This window comes from Sphingobacterium sp. UBA7625 (assembly GCF_002484085.1).
GTDB lineage: Bacteria > Bacteroidota > Bacteroidia > Sphingobacteriales > Sphingobacteriaceae > Sphingobacterium > Sphingobacterium athyrii.
In genome coordinates, this window is record NZ_DLJD01000009.1 from 50,761 (window position 1) to 76,701 (window position 25,941).

At 38.5% G+C, this 25,941-nt stretch carries 26 protein-coding genes; 8 read left to right on the plus strand and 18 right to left on the minus strand.

All coding sequences use genetic code 11. The annotated features are described in order from the left end of the window. The first annotated feature begins 47 nt into the window (after positions 1–47). Positions 48–821 carry a succinate dehydrogenase/fumarate reductase iron-sulfur subunit gene (locus B4G94_RS03835; RefSeq protein ID WP_181390663.1) on the plus strand — a complete coding sequence of 258 codons (774 nt, stop codon included), beginning with the start codon at positions 48–50 and terminating at the stop codon, positions 819–821. An 88-nt stretch (positions 822–909) separates the two neighbouring features. Further along, positions 910–4,656: a HAMP domain-containing sensor histidine kinase gene (locus tag B4G94_RS03840; protein ID WP_108636175.1), complete on the plus strand. Its 3,747-nt coding sequence runs from the start codon at positions 910–912 to the stop codon at positions 4,654–4,656. Between the two features lie 285 nt (positions 4,657–4,941). Here B4G94_RS03840 and B4G94_RS03845 read toward each other — a convergent pair whose 3' ends face one another. The 3 genes from B4G94_RS03845 to B4G94_RS03855 all read right to left on the minus strand — a co-directional run bounded on the left by B4G94_RS03845 (position 4,942) and on the right by B4G94_RS03855 (position 7,877). After that, positions 4,942–5,868, minus strand: coding sequence for a hypothetical protein (locus tag B4G94_RS03845; protein ID WP_108636176.1), 927 nt, complete (start codon positions 5,866–5,868; stop codon positions 4,942–4,944). 99 nt (positions 5,869–5,967) lie between these two features. Continuing rightward, positions 5,968–7,119 (minus strand): GDP-mannose 4,6-dehydratase, encoded by a 1,152-nt coding sequence (gene gmd, locus B4G94_RS03850; protein ID WP_286857257.1) that lies wholly within the window; start codon positions 7,117–7,119, stop codon positions 5,968–5,970. 194 nt (positions 7,120–7,313) lie between these two features. Further along, positions 7,314–7,877 carry a lipocalin family protein gene (locus tag B4G94_RS03855; protein WP_108636377.1) on the minus strand — a complete coding sequence of 188 codons (564 nt, stop codon included), beginning with the start codon at positions 7,875–7,877 and terminating at the stop codon, positions 7,314–7,316. Positions 7,878–7,931: 54 nt separating this feature from the next. Here B4G94_RS03855 and B4G94_RS03860 point away from each other — a divergent pair, with 54 nt between their 5' ends. The 3 genes from B4G94_RS03860 (at position 7,932) to B4G94_RS03870 (ending at position 9,977) form a co-directional block, all read left to right on the plus strand. Next, positions 7,932–8,264 (plus strand): hypothetical protein, encoded by a 333-nt coding sequence (locus tag B4G94_RS03860; RefSeq protein WP_108636178.1) that lies wholly within the window; start codon positions 7,932–7,934, stop codon positions 8,262–8,264. A gap of 88 nt (positions 8,265–8,352) precedes the next feature. Continuing rightward, positions 8,353–9,267 (plus strand): lysylphosphatidylglycerol synthase transmembrane domain-containing protein, encoded by a 915-nt coding sequence (locus B4G94_RS03865; RefSeq protein ID WP_286857258.1) that lies wholly within the window; start codon positions 8,353–8,355, stop codon positions 9,265–9,267. A 2-nt stretch (positions 9,268–9,269) separates the two neighbouring features. Continuing rightward, positions 9,270–9,977: an SDR family NAD(P)-dependent oxidoreductase gene (locus B4G94_RS03870; RefSeq protein ID WP_286857259.1), complete on the plus strand. Its 708-nt coding sequence runs from the start codon at positions 9,270–9,272 to the stop codon at positions 9,975–9,977. Positions 9,978–10,023: 46 nt separating this feature from the next. On the opposite strand, the gene B4G94_RS03875 is transcribed toward B4G94_RS03870, so the two are convergent. Genes B4G94_RS03875 through B4G94_RS03890 form a run of 4 tightly spaced genes read right to left on the minus strand, consistent with a single transcriptional unit; the run spans position 10,024 to position 12,822 of the window. Beyond that, positions 10,024–11,400 carry an alpha/beta hydrolase family protein gene (locus B4G94_RS03875; RefSeq protein ID WP_286857260.1) on the minus strand — a complete coding sequence of 459 codons (1,377 nt, stop codon included), beginning with the start codon at positions 11,398–11,400 and terminating at the stop codon, positions 10,024–10,026. A gap of 10 nt (positions 11,401–11,410) precedes the next feature. Then, the gene (locus B4G94_RS03880; protein WP_286857261.1) at positions 11,411–11,995 is read right to left on the minus strand and encodes a hypothetical protein; all 585 of its coding nucleotides are present in this window, start codon (positions 11,993–11,995) and stop codon (positions 11,411–11,413) included. Next, complete coding sequence (locus tag B4G94_RS03885; protein WP_165305505.1) at positions 11,985–12,476, minus strand: PH domain-containing protein; 492 nt, start codon at positions 12,474–12,476, stop codon at positions 11,985–11,987. Before B4G94_RS03885 ends, B4G94_RS03880 begins: the two co-directional genes overlap by 11 nt. Before the next feature lie 46 nt (positions 12,477–12,522). Continuing rightward, complete coding sequence (locus tag B4G94_RS03890) at positions 12,523–12,822, minus strand: DUF2089 family protein (protein ID WP_108636183.1); 300 nt, start codon at positions 12,820–12,822, stop codon at positions 12,523–12,525. Between the two features lie 125 nt (positions 12,823–12,947). Between B4G94_RS03890 and B4G94_RS03895 the strand changes: the two genes are divergently transcribed. Beyond that, entirely contained in the window at positions 12,948–13,682 is a 735-nt protein-coding gene (locus B4G94_RS03895) for a lysophospholipid acyltransferase family protein (RefSeq protein ID WP_108636184.1), read from the plus strand. A 7-nt stretch (positions 13,683–13,689) separates the two neighbouring features. On the opposite strand, the gene B4G94_RS03900 is transcribed toward B4G94_RS03895, so the two are convergent. Next, a complete protein-coding gene (locus B4G94_RS03900) occupies positions 13,690–14,820 on the minus strand; it encodes a glycosyltransferase (protein ID WP_286857262.1) in 1,131 nt (376 codons plus the stop codon). Then, the gene (locus tag B4G94_RS03905; RefSeq protein ID WP_108636185.1) at positions 14,804–15,778 is read right to left on the minus strand and encodes a lysylphosphatidylglycerol synthase domain-containing protein; all 975 of its coding nucleotides are present in this window, start codon (positions 15,776–15,778) and stop codon (positions 14,804–14,806) included. The genes B4G94_RS03900 and B4G94_RS03905 overlap by 17 nt, the downstream gene beginning before the upstream one ends. 100 nt (positions 15,779–15,878) lie before the next feature. Here B4G94_RS03905 and ruvC point away from each other — a divergent pair, with 100 nt between their 5' ends. Then, positions 15,879–16,445, plus strand: coding sequence for a crossover junction endodeoxyribonuclease RuvC (gene ruvC / locus B4G94_RS03910; protein WP_108636186.1), 567 nt, complete (start codon positions 15,879–15,881; stop codon positions 16,443–16,445). Here the strand turns inward: ruvC and B4G94_RS03915 are convergent, their stop codons facing one another. Next, complete coding sequence (locus B4G94_RS03915) at positions 16,446–17,525, minus strand: hypothetical protein (RefSeq protein WP_286857264.1); 1,080 nt, start codon at positions 17,523–17,525, stop codon at positions 16,446–16,448. Positions 17,526–17,845: 320 nt separating this feature from the next. Between B4G94_RS03915 and B4G94_RS03920 the strand changes: the two genes are divergently transcribed. Continuing rightward, positions 17,846–18,319, plus strand: a complete 474-nt coding sequence (locus B4G94_RS03920; RefSeq protein WP_046674894.1) for an Lrp/AsnC ligand binding domain-containing protein — start codon at positions 17,846–17,848, stop codon at positions 18,317–18,319. Between the two features lie 34 nt (positions 18,320–18,353). Here the strand turns inward: B4G94_RS03920 and B4G94_RS03925 are convergent, their stop codons facing one another. From B4G94_RS03925 to rpsD, 8 genes are all read right to left on the minus strand, one after another. Continuing rightward, a complete protein-coding gene (locus B4G94_RS03925) occupies positions 18,354–19,418 on the minus strand; it encodes a M20 family metallo-hydrolase (RefSeq protein ID WP_286857265.1) in 1,065 nt (354 codons plus the stop codon). Then, the gene (gene proC / locus B4G94_RS03930; RefSeq protein WP_286857266.1) at positions 19,408–20,214 is read right to left on the minus strand and encodes a pyrroline-5-carboxylate reductase; all 807 of its coding nucleotides are present in this window, start codon (positions 20,212–20,214) and stop codon (positions 19,408–19,410) included. The genes B4G94_RS03925 and proC overlap by 11 nt, the downstream gene beginning before the upstream one ends. A 26-nt stretch (positions 20,215–20,240) precedes the next feature. Next, positions 20,241–21,038 (minus strand): acetylglutamate kinase, encoded by a 798-nt coding sequence (argB, locus tag B4G94_RS03935; protein ID WP_108636189.1) that lies wholly within the window; start codon positions 21,036–21,038, stop codon positions 20,241–20,243. A gap of 52 nt (positions 21,039–21,090) precedes the next feature. After that, complete coding sequence (locus tag B4G94_RS03940; protein ID WP_108636190.1) at positions 21,091–22,053, minus strand: acetylornithine carbamoyltransferase; 963 nt, start codon at positions 22,051–22,053, stop codon at positions 21,091–21,093. Between the two features lie 140 nt (positions 22,054–22,193). Beyond that, positions 22,194–23,339 carry an aspartate aminotransferase family protein gene (locus B4G94_RS03945; RefSeq protein WP_286857268.1) on the minus strand — a complete coding sequence of 382 codons (1,146 nt, stop codon included), beginning with the start codon at positions 23,337–23,339 and terminating at the stop codon, positions 22,194–22,196. 159 nt (positions 23,340–23,498) lie between these two features. After that, entirely contained in the window at positions 23,499–24,005 is a 507-nt protein-coding gene (gene rplQ, locus B4G94_RS03950; RefSeq protein ID WP_077438110.1) for a 50S ribosomal protein L17, read from the minus strand. Between the two features lie 130 nt (positions 24,006–24,135). Further along, the gene (locus tag B4G94_RS03955) at positions 24,136–25,128 is read right to left on the minus strand and encodes a DNA-directed RNA polymerase subunit alpha (RefSeq protein WP_077438111.1); all 993 of its coding nucleotides are present in this window, start codon (positions 25,126–25,128) and stop codon (positions 24,136–24,138) included. A gap of 96 nt (positions 25,129–25,224) precedes the next feature. Then, entirely contained in the window at positions 25,225–25,833 is a 609-nt protein-coding gene (gene rpsD / locus B4G94_RS03960; RefSeq protein WP_108636193.1) for a 30S ribosomal protein S4, read from the minus strand. Positions 25,834–25,941 lie beyond the last annotated feature (108 nt).

The window sequence follows — 25,941 nt, forward strand, 5'->3', positions numbered from 1 at the left end:
AACGTTCAGTTAACACAAAGAAGTTATAAATAAGAAGGAAAATTATCATGGCACAACATATGAATTTAACGCTGAAAGTTTGGCGTCAAAAAAATGATAAAGATAAAGGTCAATTTGTAACTTATCAGGCAAACGACATCGCTGATGATATGTCTTTCTTAGAGATGCTTGATATTGTGAATGAGGAATTGACACGTAAAGGTGAAGACCCCGTATACTTTGACCACGACTGTCGTGAAGGTATTTGCGGGATGTGTTCATTAGTAATCAATGGTCGCCCTCATGGTCCTAAAGAAGGTACAACAACGTGTCAATTGCACATGCGTAGCTTTCATGACGGACAAACGATCGTAATCGAACCTTGGAGAGCTGCTGCATTTCCAGTATTGAAAGATCTTGCCGTTGACCGTACTGCTTTTGACCGTATTCAACAAGCTGGTGGATATGTGAATATCAACACAGGTGGTGTTCCTGACGCTAACACGATTCCTATTCCGAAACGTATTGCTGACGAGGCTTTCGAATCCGCTACTTGTATCGGTTGTGGTGCTTGTGTTGCAGCTTGTAAAAATGCCTCTGCGATGTTATTCGTATCGGCTAAAGTATCTCAATTTGCATTATTGCCTCAAGGTCAGACTGAACGTTACGAACGTGCGCAAGCAATGGTGGACCAAATGGATGCTGAGGGATTCGGTAACTGTACCAACACCGGTGCCTGTGAAGCTGAATGTCCAGTAGGTATTAAATTAACGAACATTGCTCGTTTGAACCGTGAGTACTTGACTGCTAAAATCTTCAAACAGGAAGAACCACACGCATAAGCAATTTTAGAATAAAATAATATAAAAGTCCTTGTCCTAAGAAAGCAAGGACTTTTTTTTATATTTACAATAATGTAAATTGACTAACGTGAATTCTGGTATAAAAATTCGTTTACTTCTACTTATCTTAACACTATGCTTTATAGGAACAGCTATCACCATCAAAGAATCTGTTACAAATAAGGAAATACTCGACATCGATACCAAATCACTCAATGATTATATCTCCGAACAAGAAAAAAAGGTAGACCTTATTTTTAAGGACTCCTTATTACTCAAAACATTTAAAAATTACGATCAATACCCCATAGCCGTCTATCAAGCTTTCGAAAGGTATAAAAACGATCAAGAGGTTTATCTTTTCCTCTTTAAGGACCATCAACCTAAGATGTGGAGCACAAATTTATTTGTTCCGATCACCGATCAGGGCTTCTTAGAAAAATCCAATTTCGTACAAGATGACAATAGGTCCTACGTCATTCGTAAAAAAACAATTGGAAATATAAGCATACTTGCCTATATCCTTGTTAAGCCCTATACCAACAATAACAATCCTTACTTAAACTCTTCGCTACGCAGAAACTTTTTTGATACGCGAAACATAGACATTGCCTCCTACACGGATACCGTAGCCATCAAAAACATCTACAGCAATGAAGGCTCCTATCTATTTTCAGTGAAGCTTAAAGATGGCGAGCATGAAAATATCTATACCATCTTACAGTTCTTTTGCTGGTTATTGGCATGGATTGCACTATTGATTTTCTTTAACAGCCTTTGCCTCCACATGGCAAAGACCAAAAGAGCCTGGTGGGCAATAGTGCTATTGGCTGGCATATTTGTCTTGGTCAAATTTGCAGACCTGAAATGGAATCTGCTCTCTGAAAATGCCACGTTTGCTATATTTGACTCCCGCAACTATGCCTATAATAGATTCTTCCCCAATATTTGGTCGGTGTTATCCACGACAATATTGATCCTATGGTGGATACTATTTATCTATTCCATTCGAAAGGAGCTCAATTTTGACAAAATCAAAAATATCCGCCTCTTTAGAATACCTATTGCCATTGGCTTTATACTGAGTATATATTTCGCCTTTGCACTTTTATATGATATTGCCGGAACATTGATCACCCATTCAAATAATATCTATTTCGATTTCACCAAACTTGTTGACCTGCATTTCCTGAGTTGGGTGGATCTAGGCATTGTCGGAATGGGAATATTAGCATTAAGCATTTACATAGACCTGGTATTGTTCTTCCTTAAAAAGTTAGAACTAAAACCTACTCAGTTGTTAAATATCCAATTGGCCTGTGTCATCTTTGTTATTCTCATTATCTCCATTTACATCGAGAAAAATAGCTTGGTCAATCTGCTTTTAGCCCTGATTATCCTAATCAAATCTTTCGGCGAGAAATATTTTGACAGGCATATACTGACCAATTACATCGCCGTTTTGATCCTTTGGGCGATCATAAGTACAATTACGCATGCTCGTTTCTATCAGGAGCGAGATCTTATTGATATGAAGATATTGCTAAACAATCTTCAATCGGAAGATGATGTTAATGCTGTTTCACTGTTTTCAGACATTGAGAATGGAATTACCAATGATAAGGAACTAAAACATTTGTTCAATATCAGCTTACCCTATACAAATACCGATGCAATCAATGATTTTATCAAGAAAAAATACTTCAGTGGATATCTTTCAAAATATGACTTTAAGGCATATTACTATGATCAAAATAATATTCCATTAAATCCGAACAGTCAAAATAAGATTAATGAATATCGAGAGAAAGTAATCAATAAATCGATCAAGGTTACTCAAAATTTTTACCGCGCCAGTGCTGAACTTGGAACCCATGAATACTTTTCGATTATTCCGGTAACAATAGATCAAAACAGGGTCGTCAATGTGATTATTAATCTGTCCAATAAGGATTTCAGTTATACAGTACCGTATCCCGAGATACTGACAGATATGCGGATCAATAATTCGCAATATTATAATAAAGGAGAGTATTCTATTGCCTTGTATAAAGGAGGTTCACTTGTCACACAATTTGGCAAGTATACCTATGAAAATAACCTACGCGGATTAAAAGGTGCACCCGGAGAATATATTGAAATATTAGATCGGGATTCATACCTGCACATGGCTTATGTTGCCAATACCTTTTCAACCTATGTCATCAGTAAACAGAAACCATCGTTTTGGGATTATGTCGCGACATCCTCTTTCCTGTTTCTGGTGTTTTTCATGATTTTCATGTTTTTTCATTATGTCACTTCATTTTATATCTTCCTGAAGAATACAAAACTGACGTTTCGCAACTTGAAATATCAATTCTATAAAATCATCAATAAAATACAGTATTCGACGCGTATCCAGACCTCGATTATTTCCTCGGTGATCTTAGCTATTCTGATATCGGCCGTGATTTCATATATCAGCATCAATAAACAGCTCTACAACAACAATAGAAATAGTAAGGAGCGTTTCATTATCGAACTTGGAAAACGGATAGAAAACATGCTCCCCAATACAGATGAAGTCTCCAATGAAAACCAACTTATTAGCGTTCTAAAGACGTTATCTGAGACCATATCCAAGGATTTCAACCTGTACTCAAAATCAGGCAGGCTTTTATATAGTTCGCAACGCCGAATTTATGACCTGGAGCTCTTCTCCACATTCATCAACCCGATAGCGTTAAAAAACCTTTCGCTGCTAAAAAAATCAGAAACAATTGAAGATGAGGGAATCGGAACCTTCCAGTTTGAAACAAGTTATGTTACAATTAGGGATAAAGATTACAGCACGGTCGCTTATATAGGCATTCCAAATTTCTCTCTTCAAAAGGAAGAGAATATCAATAAAAATTTGCTCCTTAATACCATTGTCAACATTTATTCACTAATCATCATTGGTTTCGGTTTCTATGCCACTTTTGTTGCCAACAGTGTCACCAATCCACTCAGTATCATCAGTAGAAAGATCTCTCAGCTTCGGCTAGGACAGCCTAACGAACCCCTTTTCTGGCAAAGAAACGATGAAATAGGGACATTAATCAAAGAGTACAACCTCATGATCATAAAACTGGAGGACTATGCCAATAAGATCAAGGACACCGAACGTGAATCGACCTGGCGTGAGATGGCGCAGCAGATCGCCCATGAAATTAAAAATCCGTTGACACCTATGAAATTAGGTATACAACAGCTTCGAAGATCGTATAAAGACAATGATCCGAAGTTTCCGGATCGTTTCAATAAGTTCTCCACCTCATTTATTGAGCAGATAGATGCATTGACACAGATCGCATCAGAGTTTTCCCACTTTGCAAAATTTCCAACGACGGTGATGGAAAATATCAATATCGTTGAAAAAGTTGTGAAATCCATATCACTCTATAACAATACACCAAACGTTAACATCCGCTTAATAAATAACGCCGATCAAAAAACACTGATTGTTAAAGCCGATGGCAATGAACTGCTTCGGACATTCAATAATTTGATAAAAAATGCCATTGAGGGTGGATATGGACGAAAAAACATGAAGATAGAAATATCCATCGAACGATACTCAGACAAGTTTGTAAAGATAGATATCAAGGACAATGGTTATGGAATACCCGAAGGGATGAAAGATCAAATATTCCAAATTAACTTCACCACAAAAAGCTCCGGAAATGGGTTAGGATTGGTACTCGTTAAAAAAACAATAGAAGCCTGTAACGGGCAGATCTACTTTGAAACGACGGAGGGAGAAGGTACGACCTTCCATATCCTACTTCCTTTACAGCAAATAGAGTCTTAATCGGAATGGCGTAGAAATAAACTTATCAGATCTAGAGCTCCTATTTTCTAAATAAAGAAAGCTTGCAATGAGCATATAGAACACTATGCCAATTCAATAGCGACTTCCTCGCCCCTTGGACCAAACCATATACCTGTGTACGCCTGACCCTAAAGAATTTCATTTGTGCCGTAAAGTTAATTGGCAAAAAGGTCCTAAAACCAAACTGAAAAATTGACCGGACTGCAAAACGAAACGGGCATCCTTGTGGGACGCCCGTTCTATCTTTTTTATAATACTGCTTTACTAACGCAATACTACTGTGGATCTGCCCATTATTGCATTGTCTTCGTAAAGTAATACTGTATATGCTCCTTTGGTAAAACCATTCTCAGCAGCCCAATACACAATATAATCCTCCCCTTTATTCGTAAACAAAATATTATGCTTAAAGGTATATTGCAATTTTTCACCATGAACAAAGAAAATATTGTCTCCCTGAACAACCAGGTTACCTTGCGGATCGATAATTCTTATATAAATGTCCCGCTCACCATTTTTTGCCAGCGCATTATCGGCGATGGTAAAATTGATCTTCAGCTTATCCACACGTTTGGCCCGTTCTTCCACAGACTCTTTACCATTTTTTTTGATCTCAAGTCCATTAATGCTGATACTTGAAACCTTTAAAGCAGATGCTGTTGTCACTTTCTCTTTCAATTCAGAATTAGTCGTTGTCAAAGAAGTAATTTGTTTATTTTTCTCGACAACAGATTCATTCAAATTTGAATTCTGCTTTGATAAAATTTGATTTTCCTGAATCAATCGCTGAACATCCACACGATAGTTGTCAACTTGCTTCTTTAATAGATTGATTTTACGTTGCGCGTCGTCAATATCTTTAGGAGTAATGCTTTTATTTTCAAGCTTTTTTCGTAGCTCAGCAATTTCTGTTCGCGAATCATCCTTTTGCACAGTCATCTCAGGAGTCAATTGAATATTTTCAATGTCAATCTTATCCAACTCGGCTTCTATCCGATCGATCTGTACCTGAAGGTTTTCTTTTTCTACGGTTAAGGCATAGACTTTCTCTCCGTTCGTCTTAAACTTAACATAAAAATATATATTCGTTGCTAGTAACGCTGCTATCGCAATGATGAAGAAATAAACTTTAGAAGAATCTTTCTTCTTTTCGTCCTCCTTCTTACTCGAAACAACCTCTGAATTCATCATAATACACTGTCATATTCATCGTATGAATTCATTGATTCATACCAATAAATGTTTAAACAAAAATTATTCCAGTTTTATTTTTTCCTTATCAATTATGAATTATTCAAAATAGTTCAGTGTCTGAAAACCACCTTGTTTTAAATATTCTTCCTTTCGCATCAGATGCAGATCTGATTGCACCATATCTGTTACGAGCATCTGGAGGTCATATTTAGGTTTCCAGCCTAGCTTGGTATTTGCCTTGGTAGGATCTCCAATAAGCAAATCAACTTCCGTCGGTCGGTAATAAGCCGGATCCACTTTAACGACTGTTTGCCCAAACTTAATCTGCAATTTATCAATATTCAATTCAGCCAAACGCTCCTCATCAACATCAATAATCACTCCTTTTTCTTGCTCTCCTTTCCCGCTGAATTCGATTTCAATACCCAGTTCGGCAAAAGCTAAGCGGACAAAGTCTCTGACAGTTGTGGTAACTCCGGTCGCAATGACAAAATCTTCAGGTTTTTCCTGTTGTAGGATCAACCACATCGCCTCAACATAGTCCTTCGCATGTCCCCAATCCCGTTGAGCCGAAAGGTTTCCAAGATAGAGTTTGTCCTGCAATCCCAATGCTATTTTTGCTACAGCACGGGTTATTTTACGCGTCACAAATGTCTCGCCCCTGACAGGACTTTCGTGATTAAACAAAATACCGTTACAGGCATACATGTTATAGGCTTCGCGGTAATTAACAGTAATCCAGTAGCCATACATTTTGGCTACTGCATAAGGGCTTCGCGGATAAAAAGGAGTAGTTTCACTTTGCGGTACCGCTTGCACCAGACCATATAGCTCAGAAGTTGAGGCCTGATAAATGCGTGTCTTCTCAATCATTCCCAGTAATCTGACTGCTTCCAGTATACGAAGGGTACCAATTCCATCGGCATTGGCGGTATATTCGGGGGTATCAAAACTTACCTTAACGTGGGATTGTGCCGCTAGATTATAGATTTCATCCGGTTGTGTCTCCTGAATAACGCGGATCAAATTGGTTGAATCAGTCAAATCACCAAAATGCAATGTAAAATTTCTATTGTCAAGATGGGGATCTTGATAAAGGTGATCAATACGATCTGTATTAAAAAGTGAGCTCCGGCGTTTTAGGCCATGTACCTTATAACCTTTTTTCAATAGGAATTCTGCTAAATAGGCACCATCTTGACCTGTAATACCTGTTATCAATGCAGTTTTCGTGTTTTGTTCAGCCATACTTCTAGTTATATTGGGCAGTTCCTAACGTTGTCGCCGGGAATCATGCTATTTTTCATCCGATAAATCTGTTCAACTCCGCTCCCAATACGAATAAATCATGATGGTTTCGGAGTGTAAAAGTATTAAATTTTCAACAAAAAAAGCCATAGGATTTCCTATAGCTTTTCATTATGCTTTTTTTCTTGCTTATGTTAGTTTACACGGGAGAAATTAAATACCAAATATGCTTCACCATTTGCAACTGTCAACGGCATTTTCATAACTAATTTATTGCCATCAGAATAAGACAGATCCAAACGGTAACCTGTCGTCACGTTTTTGGCTTTATCTCCTGCATAGATCTTTTTAAATTGGAATTGTGGCTCACCTAAACCTTTTCCAGGGTTATAGATAGACCAAAAGATCTCACGTGATGCCCCCGGAGCACATAAAGTACCTTGCGCGTTGAAGGTGATTGATCCCTTTCCATTTCCAATAAAATTCCATGAACTACCAACAAAACACTCCGCTGGAGCTTCTTCAAAAACGCTTTTAATCGTGAATGTAGAAGGTAAATTTTCTCTATCGATTGAATTCAGTGTCCAAGTTCCCTTCACAGCAGATTTCCACTCTGAGGCACTAGGTCCCGAAGCTGCACTTGTATTGGAAGAACCATTACCAGGATTTCCAGATGATGTACCTTGCTTTTGTGCACCACAAGAGAATAAGGACACCGTAGCAAAAATAGTCGCCAATGATAAAACGAATCGATTCATATGTCTAAATTTTAATTTCAAATTGTATTTTTGGGGTAAATTAATCCACAAATCATGAAGATTACAGCCAAAAATCATACCATAAGCAAAATAATTGCAAAAACTCTTTTGAGGTTATTCATTATTCTCCTAGCCTTCGCCACCTATCCACTTTTTCTTGGGCAGGAAGCTAAGGCAAAATTAAGTCAAATCAGCCTAGCCTTCACAAATAAGATTTCTTTGATCGCCCCCATTTTACTATTTTGCTTTATCGTCGGATTAATGATTGCTGTGCTAAAGCACAAATATAATAGAATTGACCTAAATTGGCTATTTTCTCTTGCGACAATATTCGGCATTTTATATCTGATATTATTGTATTCAAGAATTTACCCAACTATCGCTTAAGTAAAATTGCACATTTCGACAAAGTTCCTAACTTTGAATTTTCCAAAATCGCCAATATAATTGATTAAGATTGGAAAAATAAACTTCTATGGACAAAAAAAAAGGTTTTAAGATCCTAAAAAATATACTAAAGATTGTCGTTACTGTGGGAGCCTTATATTGGGTTTTCAGTAAAGTTTCACTAAAAGATCTCAAAGAAGCTGTAATTAATTCAAATCCTCTCTTTTTATTTCTAGCATTATTAGCTTATAGCGTCTCAATTTTTATATCTTCTTCACGCTTATTAACCTTTTTAAGGGCAATTGGTTTGGATGTTTCTGAAAAATATAATTTGAAGCTCTACCAGCTGGGACTATTCTACAACCTCATTCTACCGGGAGGAGTAGGTGGGGATGGGTACAAGATCTTCTTTCTTCGAAAAAGATTCAGTATTAAAGGCCGGAAATTATTTACGGCATTATTCTTAGACAGGCTAAGTGGCTTATGGGCCTTATGCCTAATTATTTCCGCCTTAATTACCTACATGCCACAACTGGGAATTCCAAATTACCTGACAGTCATTTTGTTTATATCAGGTAGTATACTTTACTATTTTATTGTCACAAAATTTTTCAAAGAATACAGGTCCACCTTCCTAAAAGCACACCTAAAAGCGATAGGCGTACAGTCCATGCAAGTGATCGCAGCGATTTTAATTCTTTATGCTTTAGGATTTAACGGAAAGTTCTCCCCTTACCTATTTTTATTTCTGGCCTCTTCATTAGTCTCTATCATTCCTTTCTCTGTGGGGGGATTAGGCATGCGTGAACTCGTGATTATGTGGGGAGCAGGCATATTTCAGGTTGACTCTCACAATGCGGTATTGATCACATTGTTATTTTATATTATCTCGGCGATGGTCGCACTCTCCGGAATTTATTTTATCTTCAATCCCAAAGCAATCGGAGAAGATAAACTGCCTTCTGTCGAAGAAGTTGAACAAAGTCAAAAATTAGAAGAATAAACATGGCGAATATTATTATTACCGGAGCAAGCAGCGGTGTTGGGTTTGAAGCTGTACTTGATTTGACCTCAAAAAAGGACAACAAGGTTATCGCACTGGCCCGATCTGCAGACAAATTGAGAAAACTTCATGAAATTGCAAGCCAGCTCAATTATGACGGGGGGACACTCTTTCCCGCACAATTTGATATCGTCTATGATGACTATGCAACGCTAATTCCTTTTATTCAATCGAAATTTGATCGCGTTGACATCCTGATCAACAATGCCGGGGCACTCATCAATAAGCCATTCATGGAGACCAGCAGTCAGGATTTTGCAGCAATGCTCCAGACAAATATCATAGGCCATGTCAATATGATACAGCATGTTGTTCCGTTTATGCACGCAGGTTCCCATATTGTCAATATCAGCAGTATGGGCGGCTTTCAAGGCTCAATGAAATTTCCCGGGCTTTCAGCCTATTCCACCAGTAAAGGCGCGTTGGCGATTTTAACAGAATGTCTCGCCGAAGAATTTAAGGAGAAAGGCATCAAGGTTAACTGCTTAGCCTTGGGATCGTCACAAACCGAAATGTTTGAGGCAGCTTTTCCGGGAATGGAAGCCGGTACACTAGCCTTCGAAATGGGCCGATATATTGCGGAGTTTGCGCAGAATGGACACCAGTATTTCAATGGAAAGATTCTACCTGTTGCTAATACTACACCATAACAGAGCAGTTAAAAGCAACAGGTTGTTGATGAAGTCTAAGATTCGCTTATTTTGTTTTCAGTTTAAGCCACTTTGTAAGATCATCCATGAGTTGTGCATTGAAACTTTCCGGGTTTTCAAAATATTCTTCAATTTTTCCTGTTTGCGCGTTTTGAAAGAGATGGTTCAAATTTGGGTAATCTTTAATTATTACATCTGTCGTATTTAAGTGCAGGCGTTGAAGCGCATAGATATTTTCATTTGCAGGAACCTGAATATCCTTTCCCCCAAAGGAAGCGAAAACAGGTACTGTCACTTGCTTAAGATAGTAAGCCGGATCGATGCGGAGAAAGGTTTTGAACCATGGGGTCAACATCGGACTCAATTTAACTTTCATATCTGATGTTAATGCATTTCCATTGTTTTGACTGATAAGTTCTTTTTCCAATGATTTTGTCAAATCCTTTGGCGGCTCATCCTTAAGCAGAATGTCATATAGCTTTCTGTTATTGCGCTTATTTATTTCCAACGCCGCTTCAGATAAACCAGCCACTTTCCCCAAAGCATAGCTCTGCAGAATCAATAAGGAATCACCTTTGAGCACAGGTCCGGACAACAAAGCAATATAATTGACTTTATTGTTCTCCGCGGCAACCATTTCAGCGATCAAAGCTCCTTCACTATGACCGATAATACCAATTTTTTCTGCCTTGACCATCTGTTGCCTGCTCAGAAAATCCACAGCTGCATTGGCATCCGAAGCAAAATTAACCGTCGTAGCCAAATTGACCTCTCCTTTAGAGTCGCCAATACCGCGATCATCATAACGAAGCACGGCAAAACCATTTTTACTGAGGTGGTCCGCCAATATTTTAAATGGCCGATGCCCGAAAACTTCTGAATCTCTATTTTGTTGTCCACTTCCATTAACCAGGATGACAGCAGGAAAAGCTCCTCCCCCTTTGGGATAAGTAAGCGTTCCCGCTAAAGTAGCATTTCCTTTCACATTTTGAAACGTAACCTCCTGTTCAACGTAATCGTAGGGAGGAAAGACGTCCTGTTTACGGGAAAGTCCACTTTGGTCGCTTTCACTCCGCACCAATATCATCGCGGACTCAAAACTCCCCTGCTTCATCACTCCCTTCATCACATCTTTATCCCGATCCAGATAACCTGTATAAAATAGACCTATCGCTTTGACATCCATCGATATCGAGTCCTTGTTCACTTTTATTGTATTAATCGGAAACTTCAGCGAGGTCTGCATCGGGCTTTCAAAAGTTCCCGCCCAATTATCATTACTATCCTGTTTAAGATTAAATACCAAAAGTAATTTCTGCCCAGACACACTCACCTCACCTTTCCAAGAACCATCAAAAGTCTGTGCATCTGCACATGAGAACTGCAAACAGATCAAAAATAAATAGAAAATTTTCTTCATCATTTCCTTGCTATCAAAAATAAAACTGTATACCTACATCAAGTATAAAATATAATGCCACAAACAATATGCTTATCCAAATCTTTTTATTATTTACGGCAACATTCATTCCTTTGACCAATAAATAGAACTGATAAAACAGGAGAAATAGCGCTAGTATTCCAAATACACCAAACAATATCATTTGACCTTTATCTATACTTGACAAGGTATGGTCACCATTTTTTAACGCTTCATCTATCTCATTGGTAAACTTGTCCTGATTGATTAATTTACCCAAGAGCAACATTAGATAAAGCGGAAATGGCACAATCAGCATCACGTTTAATACATCAATAAGCCTTGTTTTGGTATATAATATAAGACCTACAATATATAATAAGGCTAAAGGAGCCAAAATCATATAAGCATGGACTCTTAAAACAGCAACGAAAGAGACTGCTATCTCTGGTCGATAGAAGTGCATAAAACCATTGAACTGCTCCCCCGATAAATAGACGAAATAGCTCGATAGCAAAAAACCAATGGTGCCTGCAAAAAATAGTTTCCATTCCGAAAACTCTTCAAATGGGTTTAGAAATAGCTGTTTAATTTTCATTGTTTAAGAATTTGGATAAATTCAATTGTTCGATCTCCACTGGGTTTTGAGTTCCGATGAGCAGTACTTTACCATTTCTCATGGTAAGTTGCAAGCCCATATTACCTTGTGCTGAAAAAGCTCTTCCTCGACTCCCTCTTCTCAGACCCCAGCCTCCAAACTCTGCAATTGGACTATATTTTCGTAATTCAACTGTAGTTATATCACCCCATGCAATCCTTTTTCGATAGAAATTAAATGGAAAAAAATAGACTTCAATCCCATTCTCATGAATAGTGGTCTTTAAACGAAGCACACCGAATAAACACCACAAGGCTAAATTGATCCAGAATCCAGGTAATCTAAATAGAGGAACAAAATTGAACTGTAAAATATCCTGCCAGTGAGCAGAAATGCTAGCTACGCTAACAGATAAAAGGATCAGACATAGCCACCAACTAAAAAATGATTGACTCTCGTTATAAAATGTGTTATTTCTCATCTTGAGTAAATAGTTTATATATCACTACTTCAATTCTTAAGGCTGCCTAAATCTTCCTATTTGTGTCAACATTACCCGTATTAGCAAGCGAATTTAATTTATGAATCAGATCATCCAAAATATTGCGAACAGTTGGGTACGACTTCCCCATTTGGTTGGCCATCTCTTTTAAGCTACCCGAATACTTTAAAAAATTGAGGACAAACTCCTGCTCATCTATGGTCAATTGCATAAGCAAGGGTAAGTTAAACTTACCGACAACTTCTGTGTCACAGGAATCGCAGACCAACTTAGAGACCTGCAGTCTCGCATCACAACATGGACAATTTACGGGTATTTTTTTCATTTAAAAAAGACAAACATTAACATTGTTAAATATAATATTAATATTATTAAAACAAAACACAATATTATCAATATTTTCCAAAAATCGTTGCTTAATGATATATTTGTAAACAATAAATAAAGCGTATGAAAAAGTTTTTAGGCTATATCCTATCTATTATATTTTGGTTCTGTTTTGGCTTATCCCTGATTATATTTCATCCCATCCAATGGCTATGCCTAAAATTTGGTGGTTATGATGCGCATAAAAAAAGTGTTGACCTATTAAATGCATGTTTGGTTGCATCTTATTATACATTATTTAATAGGGTTACTTTTATCGATAACAAATCAATCCCTTTGGGACAACCGATTATTTTTGTTGCCAATCATCAAAGTACCTTTGACATCCCCCCACTGATCTATTTTCTGCGAAGATTTCATGGAAAATTTATCTCAAAAATTGAATTAGCTAGTGGCATACCCAGTATTTCATTTAACCTAAAACATGGTGGGGCTGCCAATATTGATCGTAATGACCCCAAACAATCCATAGCTGAGATCCTCAAACTTGCCAACAATATGAAAACAAAAAATTGGTCAGCCTTTATCTTTCCAGAAGGTACCCGATCAAAAACAGGTAAGATGAAAGCTTTTCATGTAGGTGGTATTGCAACATTATTAAAGAAAAACCCAAATGCATTGGTCGTCCCGATTGCGATAAAAGGATCCTACGAAATGGTGCAATATGGTATGTATCCATTGACTCCTTTTTTACATATGACATGGGAGGTACTGGACCCTTTGGACACCGCGGATAAAAATATCGAGGAAATCGTAAAATTAGCGGAAGAAACGATTAAACGGAAAGTGGAAAATTAAAATAGTTTTATTTGACTTGCCTGCCCTTCCAATCGTATTTTCCAACATTCCCCAATATTCCGATATAAGCTAAGTATAGAATATGGGCCAGACTCAATATCGGGAGATACCAAAGCAAAGTAGTACGTTTCGCAAAATTGGTTAAGGGCTGAATAAACAAAAACTCAACTGTTATTTTAAGGAGCAATGCAAAGAGGACAACCCCTCCAAGCGCCTTCACTCCTGTGACCGTAAGAATTGCTGCCACCAGCAATAGCACATTGAACAGCCAAATAGCAATTCCTAAAGCAATGACGCCTTTATTTTTATACTTGGTACTCTTGGATGCCCAACGTCTTCTTTGGCTAATAAATGACCCAAGATCAGGCTTGGCGTCCGTATACACAATAGCATCCTCTGATTTACAAAAAGCAATCCTTTCGGGATACTTCTCAGCCACCTTATGCAAAAATAACTCATCGTCCCCCGAAGCAAGCTCATCGATACCTTTAAACCCTCCCATTTGTTTAAATATATCTTTTCGATAAGCTAAATTCGCACCATTACAGGTCGTAGGTTTTCTATTACCAATACCCGCTGCACCAAGACCTATGAGATACAGGAATTCCAAGGTCTGTAGTCGTTCAAAAAAACTCTTTTCCTCTGAGTATACGACTGGAGAAGACAATAAATAAGCATCTTCCTTTTCAAAGGTTCCGATCACGGTAGCCAGCCAATTTGGTCCCATTCGGCAGTCTGCATCTGTCGTTATAATAATCTCCCCCTTACAGCAATCAATCGCCCTTGAGATCGCCAGCTTCTTATATGAATTCATCCGACCATTCTCATTTAACTGAATCAATTTGACGCCATTTTCCGTAAATTCTTTAACAATCGCGGAAGTATTGTCATCCGAGTGGTCATCAATAATAATAAGTTCAAGAAGTTCACTCGGAAAATTTTGATTTAATATGGATGCTATCGTTCTCCGGATATTTAATTCTTCATTGCGGGCAGCAATAATTACCGATACGCTTTTGGTAGAAATTAAGTTACTGTGAGGTGTCTGGATCGTAGCCCAACCTTTCCGCATCCATAATACGAGGATAGCGTACACACAGGCAAAACTGATCAATAAATAGCTAAGAATTTGTATCACCGAAAAAATTTATCTTAAAAACAAAAATAGAACCAAATATTGCAGGAAGAATTAAATTGACAAACCAAATACATGATACAATAGCCATCACCGCAATCTCCTGGGTTGTAATATAGCTATAAAGATTACTTGCCACAAAACTCCGCACACTAAAATCAAAAATATCCAAGGTAGGTAATGCTGCCTGGACGAAAAAGAGGATAAAAATCATCAAGATCATGGATAAAAGAGGCAACTCAGGCAAAGTCAATTTCATCAAAATAATATATTGTGAGGTAAAAATGATGAATCTAGCCAATGAATTTAGCAAAACAATACAGAGCTCACGTGCAGAATAATGTTCAAGGACTTCAAAAAAAGGCTTGATTTTCGTCAAAAACTTAATTCGGCCCACAAGCATATCCACCCATCGCACATTAAAATACAATATCACAAACCCGACAGCATAAATAATAGCCAACAACCAAACCCCAAATTGAACAGATAATGGCGTAGATAAAAACTTACAGAGAAACCAGGCGATGCTCAGTGATCCTGCGACACTTGTCAGTACCAGTTGGGCAAATAACCCAACCCCCATGGCGACAGCTCCCTTAGCTCTATTTTGGGGTTTCAGAAATAATACCCTTCCACCATATTCGCCAATCCGATTCGGGGTAAAAATCGCCCATGTAAGTCCACAAAAAACGGATTGAAATGCCTTCCAAAAAGATATTCGCTCCAGTTTGGATGCAAGATAGCGCCATTTGACAACCTCCAGAAGCCAGTTTACAAGCATTAAAACAACAATCAAAATCAGCGTCCATACAACAGAATGTTGCTCCAATCCAGTGATTAGTGTCTTAAACTTATCGATATTGCTCTTATCAGACACCTTGGTAATAATATACCATGTCGCAAGTGCAAAAACCAGTATCTTTAATAAAAGACTGATGTATTTTTTTTGTCTCCCGGTCAACTTTTGATAATTAGAGAGCAATGTTACTAAATTTTGTCCAAATGATTAAGTTTTGTACACATCAATCCACTTATAAAGAGCAAAATTTGTAATATTGTACATGCAGAAGGAAAAGGCGAAAGAAAGAATCATTCTAGGGATAGACCCCGGTACGGTCGTGCTTGGATACGGAATTATTAGAGAAGTCGGCAATACCATATCCCTTATTTCAATGGGTGTGATCAAAATGGGGCATCTCGATGACCATGCCTTAAAACTGCAACGCATCTTCAAAAAGACCTCTGCATTAATGCAAGAATATAATCCGGATTGCGTTGCGCTAGAGTCACCCTTCTACGGCAAAAATATTCAAGTGATGCTCAAACTCGGGCGGGCGCAGGGCGTTGCCATGGCAGCAGCACTTGCACAGGATATTCCGATCTTTGAATATTCACCCAGAAAAATAAAGCAATCCGTCACCGGAAATGGAAATGCTACGAAAGAACAGGTTTCTGCCATGCTCAAAAACCTATTAAAGTTTGAAGAAACGCCCCAATTTCTAGATGCGACAGATGGGCTGGCCATTGCGGTCTGCCATTCATTTCAGAAAAACAGCAGCACTGGCAACGGAAAATCCTATTCAGGCTGGTCCTCTTTTATCAAAGACAATAAAGACCGAATCAAATAATTACATCTGCACCTGTCGAATCACATTTTTCACATTTAATTCGACAATATCAGTCATTGTCTTACATTTCAAGTAAGAATTATTTTGGTAAAACTCCGCATAACCTTCGCGCAGTTGTTTTATGTTTTCGGGCGTTGAAAGGATCTGAGTCTGCGAAGCGTCCCGAAGATCAGCTATGCGGTGCCGTTCGCTCCGCACCCTATGCACGATCGAAGAACGTTCCTCCTGTTGATATTGCTGCACCGTTTTTTCTGTCAAATGCTCCATGGCAAGCTTGACGTATGGATAGTTCTCTTTAAAGAACTGTGGCATATATACTTTCGGATTTCCCTCATAAAACTGCTGGTCAAAATCAATGGCCCTGATCCTAAACTGAAAATCATCAAAATCAGGTGTAATCTGCATAACAAAATTATAGGCACGCATATCTCCCAGCAGCGTGATAATACAACGTTCGTTAAACTTGACGAATTCCTTCGAAATCCGTGTCAGATTGTAATCAGGCGTAAACATTCGGGTTTGCGAAAATATATCACCGGGAATACCAACAATATGCTCCTCAACCAATGTGTCCTGATCCACCATATAGTTGACCTGATTGGGAGATAGTATTTCCTCCAGCTCTAAGCCGTATATCCGTGATGCATCTGCCTGCTTGATATAAAAATAATCGTAGACGTCATTCAGCCGGTTTACAATACGAATACGAAAAGGCCTCGTATTACCAAAACCGCAATACTCCACGCGGTCGATATATTTGTGCTGTACAATCCGTGTATTACCAGAAGCTTTGAGCTTAGCATAAATTACTTTTAACCCGTCATACAACTGATCAATGAGATATTGAGGATAGAGTGGAGTTTCCCAAAAAGTATCATGACCAAATTTATCCATGACTGGTACCGTCTCTGTAAAATTCAATAGATCCTTATAACCAATGGGCAATTTCTCATCCCGTTGATATAACCTAAGATATTTATGGAGCCCTTCCCCTACCTCAAAAATCGGCTTCTTCCTCGAAATCTTTACATCTTGAACTTCTTCCATCTTTATTTTAGTATTGATACCTTGCTCTGACATGCCCTACAGTTTACTTATTTTACCTTTGATCTTCGTAACACCGTATGAGATCCTTAATCACAGGATCCTCTTATTTCCACCCAACTTTAATAACAAGATAACGAAAGAATCCGATAACCTTACAATAAAATCACCTCTAAAACAATTATAAGCACTTTCAATCAAAAACATACAACATTATCAATATCAATAAGTATTTTTTATTAAATTTACATCTATAAACCGAAAATTCTTAGTAATTTTGAAATAAATTTAATTATTTTAGCAATTGGTCAGATTTTAATGTATGACCGATGAATGAAACACAAAACCCATTGTTAATGGAAAATCAATATGCAAACTATGATCTAGACAATTTGGATATCCAAATCCTGTCTATTCTAATGAACGATGCTTCTATTCCTTATACCGAGATTGCAAAAAAGCTAATCGTATCAGGTGGTACCATCCACGTTAGAATGAAGAAGATGGAAGAGTTAGGTATCATCAGAGGTTCAAATCTTATTATCAATCCCCAAAAAGTTGGATTTGACATCACTGCCTTTCTCGGTATTTATCTAGAAAAAGGTTCACAATATGCAGATGCGGTAGATAAGTTGAAAGAAATCAAAGAAGTGGTTGAGTTACATTATTGTACCGGCCAATACAGTATTTTTGCAAAAATTATCTGTAGGGACACTGTCCACCTCAGAAAAGTATTGAACGAAGATATCCAATCCGTGCCCGGAATTCAGCGTACAGAAACGATTATCTCCCTTGAAGAAAGTATTAAGCGTCAGATCAGCTTAGTCTAGTATAAAAAAAGCTTCCAACAGTTGGAAGCTTTTTTTATACTATCTCTTGTAGCATAGCCACATACAAATCTATTCCTTCCCGAATTTCATCAATATAAATAAATTCATCAGCCATGTGCGATCTTGCACTGTCTCCGGGCCCCAGTTTCAAAGAAGGTACCGGAATAAGCGCTTGATCACTCATCGTCGGAGATCCGTATAGCTTACGACCAAGTTTTATTCCTGCCTGAACGATAGGATGTTCCTCCGGAATAGCTGATGATTTCAAACGAGTAGATCGAGCCGAAACTTCCGAAGTAACATGAGATTTGATGATCGCCAGTGTTTCTTCATTTGTATAAGCATCAGTTGTCCGTACATCGACCACAAAACTGCAATTGGCAGGCACTACATTATGCTGCGATCCTGCTTGAATCATTGTCACGGACATTTTTATCGGGCCTAAGGTAGTTGATGTTTTTTCAAAAGCATAGTCCTTAAACCACTGAATATCTTTAATTGCTTTATAAATAGCATTGTCACCCTCATTACGAGCAGCATGGCCCGCCACCCCTATTGCATTGCAGTCCAATACCATCAAACCTTTTTCGGCGACAGCTAAATCCAGCAGTGTCGGTTCGCCAACAATTGCAAAATCAATAGGTCCGATATCCTCCAGGACGCACTCAATCCCGTTTCTTCCCGATATTTCCTCCTCGGCACTCGCCACTAGACAAAAATTGTATTTTAAGTCCTTCTCGTCATAAAAATACAAGAAAGTGGCGATCAACGACACCAGACATCCGCCCGCATCGTTACTTCCTAAACCATACAGTTTCCCGTCCTCCTCAGAAGGTGCCAATGGATCACGAGTATACCCCGGATTGGCTTTTACCGTATCATGGTGCGAATTAAGCAGAATAGTCGGTTTATCTAGTGCGTACTGTTTGTTGTATACCCAAACATTATTCCCCTTTCTAAAGGTTTTAATGAGCCTTTCTTTGAAAAATGCCTCAATCAGGTCAGCCGTCAGAACCTCCTCCCGACTTAAGGAAGAAAGCGCGATCAACTGTTTCAATAAAGCTAAGCTATCTTTGAATAAGCTCTCCTTATCCTTCATGATATAGTCCTCCTGCTTTATCCGCAGACAATTTTATTCCTTTGATAAATGCCGAACTAAAACCATGATGTTCCATTTCATTCAATCCAGCTATGGTACACCCTTTCGGTGAAGTTACCTTATCGATCTCGCCCTCAGGATGCGCATTCGTATGCAATAATAAATCTGCAGCACCTTTAGCCGTCTGAACAGCCATTTTTAAGGCATCATGTGCATGGAAACCAATCTCAACTCCACCCTGTGATGCCGCTCGTATAGCCCGTAAGAAAAAAGCTATTCCACAGGCACACAAAGCCGTTGCCGAAGTCATCAGATCTTCATTTATAATGACTACCGAACCAACAGTCTCAAACATCTTTTCTACCTCAGCTAGACTACCTTCCGAAGCATTATCACTCGCAATACAAGTCATCGACTGAGCGATGGCAATAGCCGTATTTGGCATCGCACGTACTACCGTCGCATCATCACCCAATACGGCTCTCAGGTCAGCACAGGAAACACCAGATACAATGGAAACAAAAATCTGGTTTTTCTTATCTATTTCGGGAGCGACTTCAACCAATACCTTTTTTAACTGCTGCGGTAATATGGCGAAGACAATAATATCAGCACCTTTAACAGCATCTTTATTATCATTACTTACCGAGAATCCCTGGCTTGCTTCCTCAGCCAAAGCGTTCAGATTTCTGCGGGTCAATGTAATATCGGCAGCACTGGCGAACTCGCTTTTAACAAGCCCTTTCGCCAAGGAAAGACCGATATTGCCACTTCCGATGATAGTGACCTTTTTCATAGTTGGGTTTAGATTAGATTACATGATTATTTTAATGTCAAACAGGTACCGAACTGCCCCTGTTGAAACAAGTGCAAATTATTGGCATGACCAATATATACCTCCTGAACACCTTTATTTATCGCATTAAATGCATTTTGCAATTTTGGAATCATACCATCATTGACAATGCCCGATTCTTTAAGATATTCAAATTCATCAGATTTAATCGTTGGTATCACCGAATTTTCATCGGTAACATCACGTAATACTCCATTTTTCTCGAAGCAGTACACCAACGAAGTCTCATACAGGGACGACAAAGAGACCGCTAAAGAAGATGCAATGGTATCCGCATTGGTATTGAGCAGCTGCCCTAAACCATTATGTGTAATGGCAGAGAATACCGGAACAAAGCCTGCTTCCAGGAATTTTTTTATTGCCAATGTATTCACAGAATCATGCAATAAATCTCCAACAAAACCATAGTCAATATCTTTGACAGGTCTCTTTATAGCCTTAATTACATCACCATCAGCCCCTGTCAAGCCAACAGCATCACATTTTAGTTTCTGTAATTTGGCAACGATGGTCTTATTTGTCAATCCAGCATACACCATCGTCACAATACGCAGCATATTTTCATCTGTCACTCTGCGGCCATCAACCATTTGCGCTTGTAGACCAAGCTCACTTGCAAGACGTGTCGCAATTTTGCCACCACCATGCACGAGGATTTTCTTCCCTGACAGTGCGGAAAATTTCTCTAAAAAAGAATCTAACAGACCCTCATCGTCGATAATATTTCCGCCAATTTTTATAATATTTAATACACTATTAGCCATTACGCAACTTTTCCCAAATAAAAATAGTTTCTCAATAATCAAAAGATCGATCTTAGACTAGATCTTCCAGCATTCGTTTTAAAACAACCTGTGCCGCCCAGACACGATTACTTGCTTCCTTAATCACCAAGGAGTTTGGTCCATCCAAAATCTCGGATGATAATTCCAAATCCCGTCTTACCGGTAAGCAATGCATGACCTTCGCGTCATTCGTCAAAGACAGCTTCTCGTTATCCATCATCCAATCCTCGTCAACGGTATATACCTCGCCATACTCCTGATAGGATGACCAGTTTTTCACATAAACAAAATCAGCATCTTTCAGGCTTTCATTTAGATTTGTTGAAATTGTCGCTCCCTTCGTAAAATCCTTACTGAGTTCATAGCCCATAGGTTGCGCGATGGTAAAATCGACAAGTCCTTCCGCTTGCGCCTGACACATCCATTCCGCAAAAGAATTCGGTACAGCCTGTGGTAAAGCTTTCACATGCGGAGCCCAAGCCAATACAACTTTTGGTTTCGCTGTCTTCTTATGTTCAGTGATCGTAATGATATCCGTTAAACTTTGTAATGGATGGCGTGTTGCACTTTCAAGCGAAACAACAGGTACACCACAATATTTAATAAATTTGTTGAATAGATCCTCACTGTAATCTTCTTCCCGATCTTTTAACTTCGGAAAAGACCGTAAGCCAAGGATATCACAATATTCACCCATGACGGCTGCTGCCTCACGGATATGTTCAACAGTACTGCCGTTCATCACGACACCATCCTGTGTCTCCAACGCCCAGCCATCCTTGTCCATGTTCATAACCATGACATTCATACCCAAATTCATCGCCGCTTTTTGAGTACTCAAACGTGTACGTAAACTAGGATTTAAAAACACAAGACCCAAGGTTCTATGCTTACCAAGATCTTGGTTAGCATAAGGTGCCGCTTTTAGCGCCAACGCCTCTTGGACAACGTCTGCTACACTGGATACGTCTTTTACAGAGAAAAACTTTTTCATCTATATAAATCATTTATGCGAGCCTTTTCTAGGACACAATGCATTGTGCTACCCGCTTTGTTTATTTATGCTGAAGAAACAATTCAGATAGGTCCCCCCTTACACGGAGAAGTCACCCTTATTATTTCATCTAATTATCGTTAAGCGACTACAACCGCCTTTATATGTTCTTTTAATGCCAATAAAAATTGATCAGCATGTTCTTTGGTAATATTCAATGCTGGAAGCAATCGAATAACATAAGGTTTAGCTTCCCCAGTAAAAATACGATTCTTTAACAAAAGATCTTTCCTTACATGTGCCAAAGATGCTGGAAGCTCGATTCCGATCATCAATCCTCGGCCCCTTACTTCTACGATCTCTTCAATTTTCTTTAATTCGTCAATGAGATACTGTCCTACAGCATTCGCATTCTCCATCAAACGATCCTTTTGAATCACCTCCAAAACAGCCAAAGCCGCTGCACAGGCCAAATGGTTGCCACCAAAGGTTGTCCCTAAACTACCATGGGAAGCTTTAAACTTAGGAGAGATACTTATTGCCCCGATAGGAAAACCATTTCCCATCCCTTTGGCCATGGTATAAATATCCGCGTCTACTCCAGAATAATCCTGTGCATAGAACAAACCTGTCCGACCATAGCCACATTGCACCTCATCAGCAATAAATACGGCATTATATTGGTCGCAAAGTGAGCGGATCAATTGAAGAAAAGTAACAGACGCTTCCCTAATTCCACCAACACCTTGGATACTTTCAATAATAACAGAGGAAATTTCCGTGCCATAAGCTGAAAATGCATCCTTTAGTGCTTCCTCATCATTGAACGGAAGAAAAACGACGTTGTCAGTCTCATTGACAGGCGCAACAATACTTGGATTGTCGGTCGCAGCCACAGCCAGCGATGTTCTACCATGAAACGATTTAGAGAACGCGATTACTTTTTTTCTCTTATTATAGAAAGAAGCAAGCTTCAAAGCATTTTCATTCGCTTCGGCGCCAGAATTACAAAGGAATAAGTCATAATCAACCTTACCAGATACTTCGCCAAGCAATCGCGCAAGTTTACGCTGAATTGGAATTTCAACAGAATTAGAATAGAATCCGATACGATTCAACTGCTCTGTAATACGTTGTACATAATGTGGATGCGTGTGTCCGATCGATATCACGGCATGGCCACCATACAAGTCCAAATAAGCATTTCCTTCGGCATCCCACACCGTAGATCCATTAGCTTTAACTATGTTAATGGGATTAATGGGATAAACATCAAATGGTTTCATCTTAATGAATTATAGATTGATAAACGAAATAGCTAGTAATAGAAAAAGCTATCAGATTTTAGCATTACAAATATATCAGTTATAACGGTAGGAATGGTCATAAAATAAAAAAAGTCCTCTTTTTAAGAGGACTTTTTTTTATTTGTAACGGGATCAATATTATTCTCCGTCAACTTTTTCTTCACCTTCTACTTCAGCTTTTACCTCTGCAGGAGCTTCGGTCTCAGCAGGAGCAGCAGCTTTTTTAGCACCGCCACGACGACGAGTAGCTTTTTTCTCTGCAGCAGCAGCTTTTTTACCGTAGATTTCGTTGTAATCAACAAGCTCGATGAAAGCCATTTCCGCGTTATCACCCAAACGGTTTTCCATTTTGATGATACGAGTGTAACCACCTGGACGGTTAGCTACTTTTTCAGAAATTTCGCGGAACAAGATAGAAACTGCGTCTTTATCTTTCAAATAAGCGAATACTGTACGACGAGAGTGTGTTGTGTCGTTTTTAGATTTAGTAATCAAAGGCTCTACATACGTACGCAATGCTTTAGCTTTAGCCAAAGTAGTTGTGATACGTTTGTGTAGGATTAATGATGTTGCCATGTTAGCCAACATTGCTTTTCTATGGCTATCCGTACGGCCTAAGTGATTTACTTTTTTTCCGTGTCTCATTTTGATTTTATTATACTATATATACCGTTCTTGTTTTATATAAATTGCTAAACTTTTCAAAGGCAACTGCCCATCTCGTCCAGCGATCAGCTTCAAGAGGAATTACATATAGTGGTCGCTTAATAAATTATTATTCTTCGTCTAATTTATATTTTGCCAAGTTCATTCCGAATGATAAACCTTTCGATTTAACCAATTCCTGGATTTCACTTAACGATTTTTTACCGAAGTTTCTGAATTTCAACATATCAGCTACGTCGTAAGTTACCAACTCAGCTAATGTACGAATATCAGCAGCTTTCAAACAATTCAATGCACGCACTGAAAGGTCAAGGTCTACTAATTCTGTTTTCAAAATCTTACGCATGTGCAAGATTTCTTCATCGACAACTTTAGTTTCCTCTTTTGTTTGCGACTCAAGCAGCATATTCTCATCAGAGAATAAGATAAAGTGTTGAATTAAGATCTTAGCAGCCTCTTTTAAAGCTTCTTCGGGGTGAATTGAGCCATCTGTAGAGATATCCAACAACAATTTCTCGTAGTCAGTTTTTTGCTCTACACGGTAATTCTCAATGGTATATTTAACATTCTTGATCGGAGTAAAGATCGAATCGATAGCGATAACACCTACCGGCGCATCAGTCACTTTATTCTCATCTGCATTTACATATCCACGACCTTTAGCAATACTCAATTCCAATTCAATTGTCACTGCGTTATCCATGTTACAGATTACCAAGTCTGGATTTAAGACAGTAAAGTTATTAGAGAATTTTGTGATATCACCAGCTAAGAATTGTTCTTGACCATTGATTACTACAAATACCTTTTCGTTGTCGCCAATCTCACCTGTTTTTTTGAAACGGATCTGTTTCAAGTTCAAGATAATTTCAGTTACGTCTTCAACAACACCTTTGATCGTTGAAAATTCGTGCGAAACGCCAGAAAACCTTATCGACGTAATTGCATATCCTTCTAACGAGGACAATAGAATACGGCGCAAAGCATTACCAATGGTTACACCAAAACCAGGCTCCAATGGACGAAATTCAAACGTACCATCAAAATCCGTAGATTTCTGCATGATAACTTTATCCGGTCTTTGAAATGCTAAAATTGCCATTTATTTTCTTTTAATGTTTTATTTGTAATAATAATTGTAATACAACAGAAAGATGCATACCCCAAAACTGGACTATGCATACTTCTATTTTATTTATTATTTAGAGTATAACTCAACGATTAAGTTCTCTTTAATGTTTTCAGGAATATCAGATCTTTCCGGATAGCTTAAGAAAGTACCTGTTAATTCTTTCGCATTCCACTCTAACCAAGAAAATTTATTTACAGTACGACCTGCAACTGAATTAGTGATGGCTTCAAGCGTTTGAGAACGTTCACGAACTGCTACAACGTCACCTGGACGCAAGCTATATGATGGAATGTTAACAACACTTCCGTTAACAGTAATGTGTTTATGAGATACTAACTGACGAGCAGCAGCACGAGAAGTAGCAATACCTAAGCGGTAAACTACGTTATCCAAGCGAGCTTCTAATAATTTCAAGAAGATCTCACCTGTAATACCTTGTTTAGAGGAAGCTTTAACAAATAAGTTAGCGAATTGACGCTCTAATACACCATAAGTGTATTTTGCTTTTTGTTTTTCTAACAACTGAATAGCATATTCAGATTGTTTACCTCTGCGTTTAGAAGCTCCGTGTTGTCCAGGAGGGTAATTTTTCTTTTCTAACGCTTTATCAGGGCCGAAGATCGGCTCTCTAAATTTACGGGCAATTTTGGACTTAGGTCCTGTATATCTAGCCATTTTCTTTTACAATTAAAGTATCTATCAGCCTATAGCCGATGAATCTTATCTTTAAATTAATTAAACTCTTCTGCGTTTTGGAGGACGACAACCGTTGTGAGGAAGTGG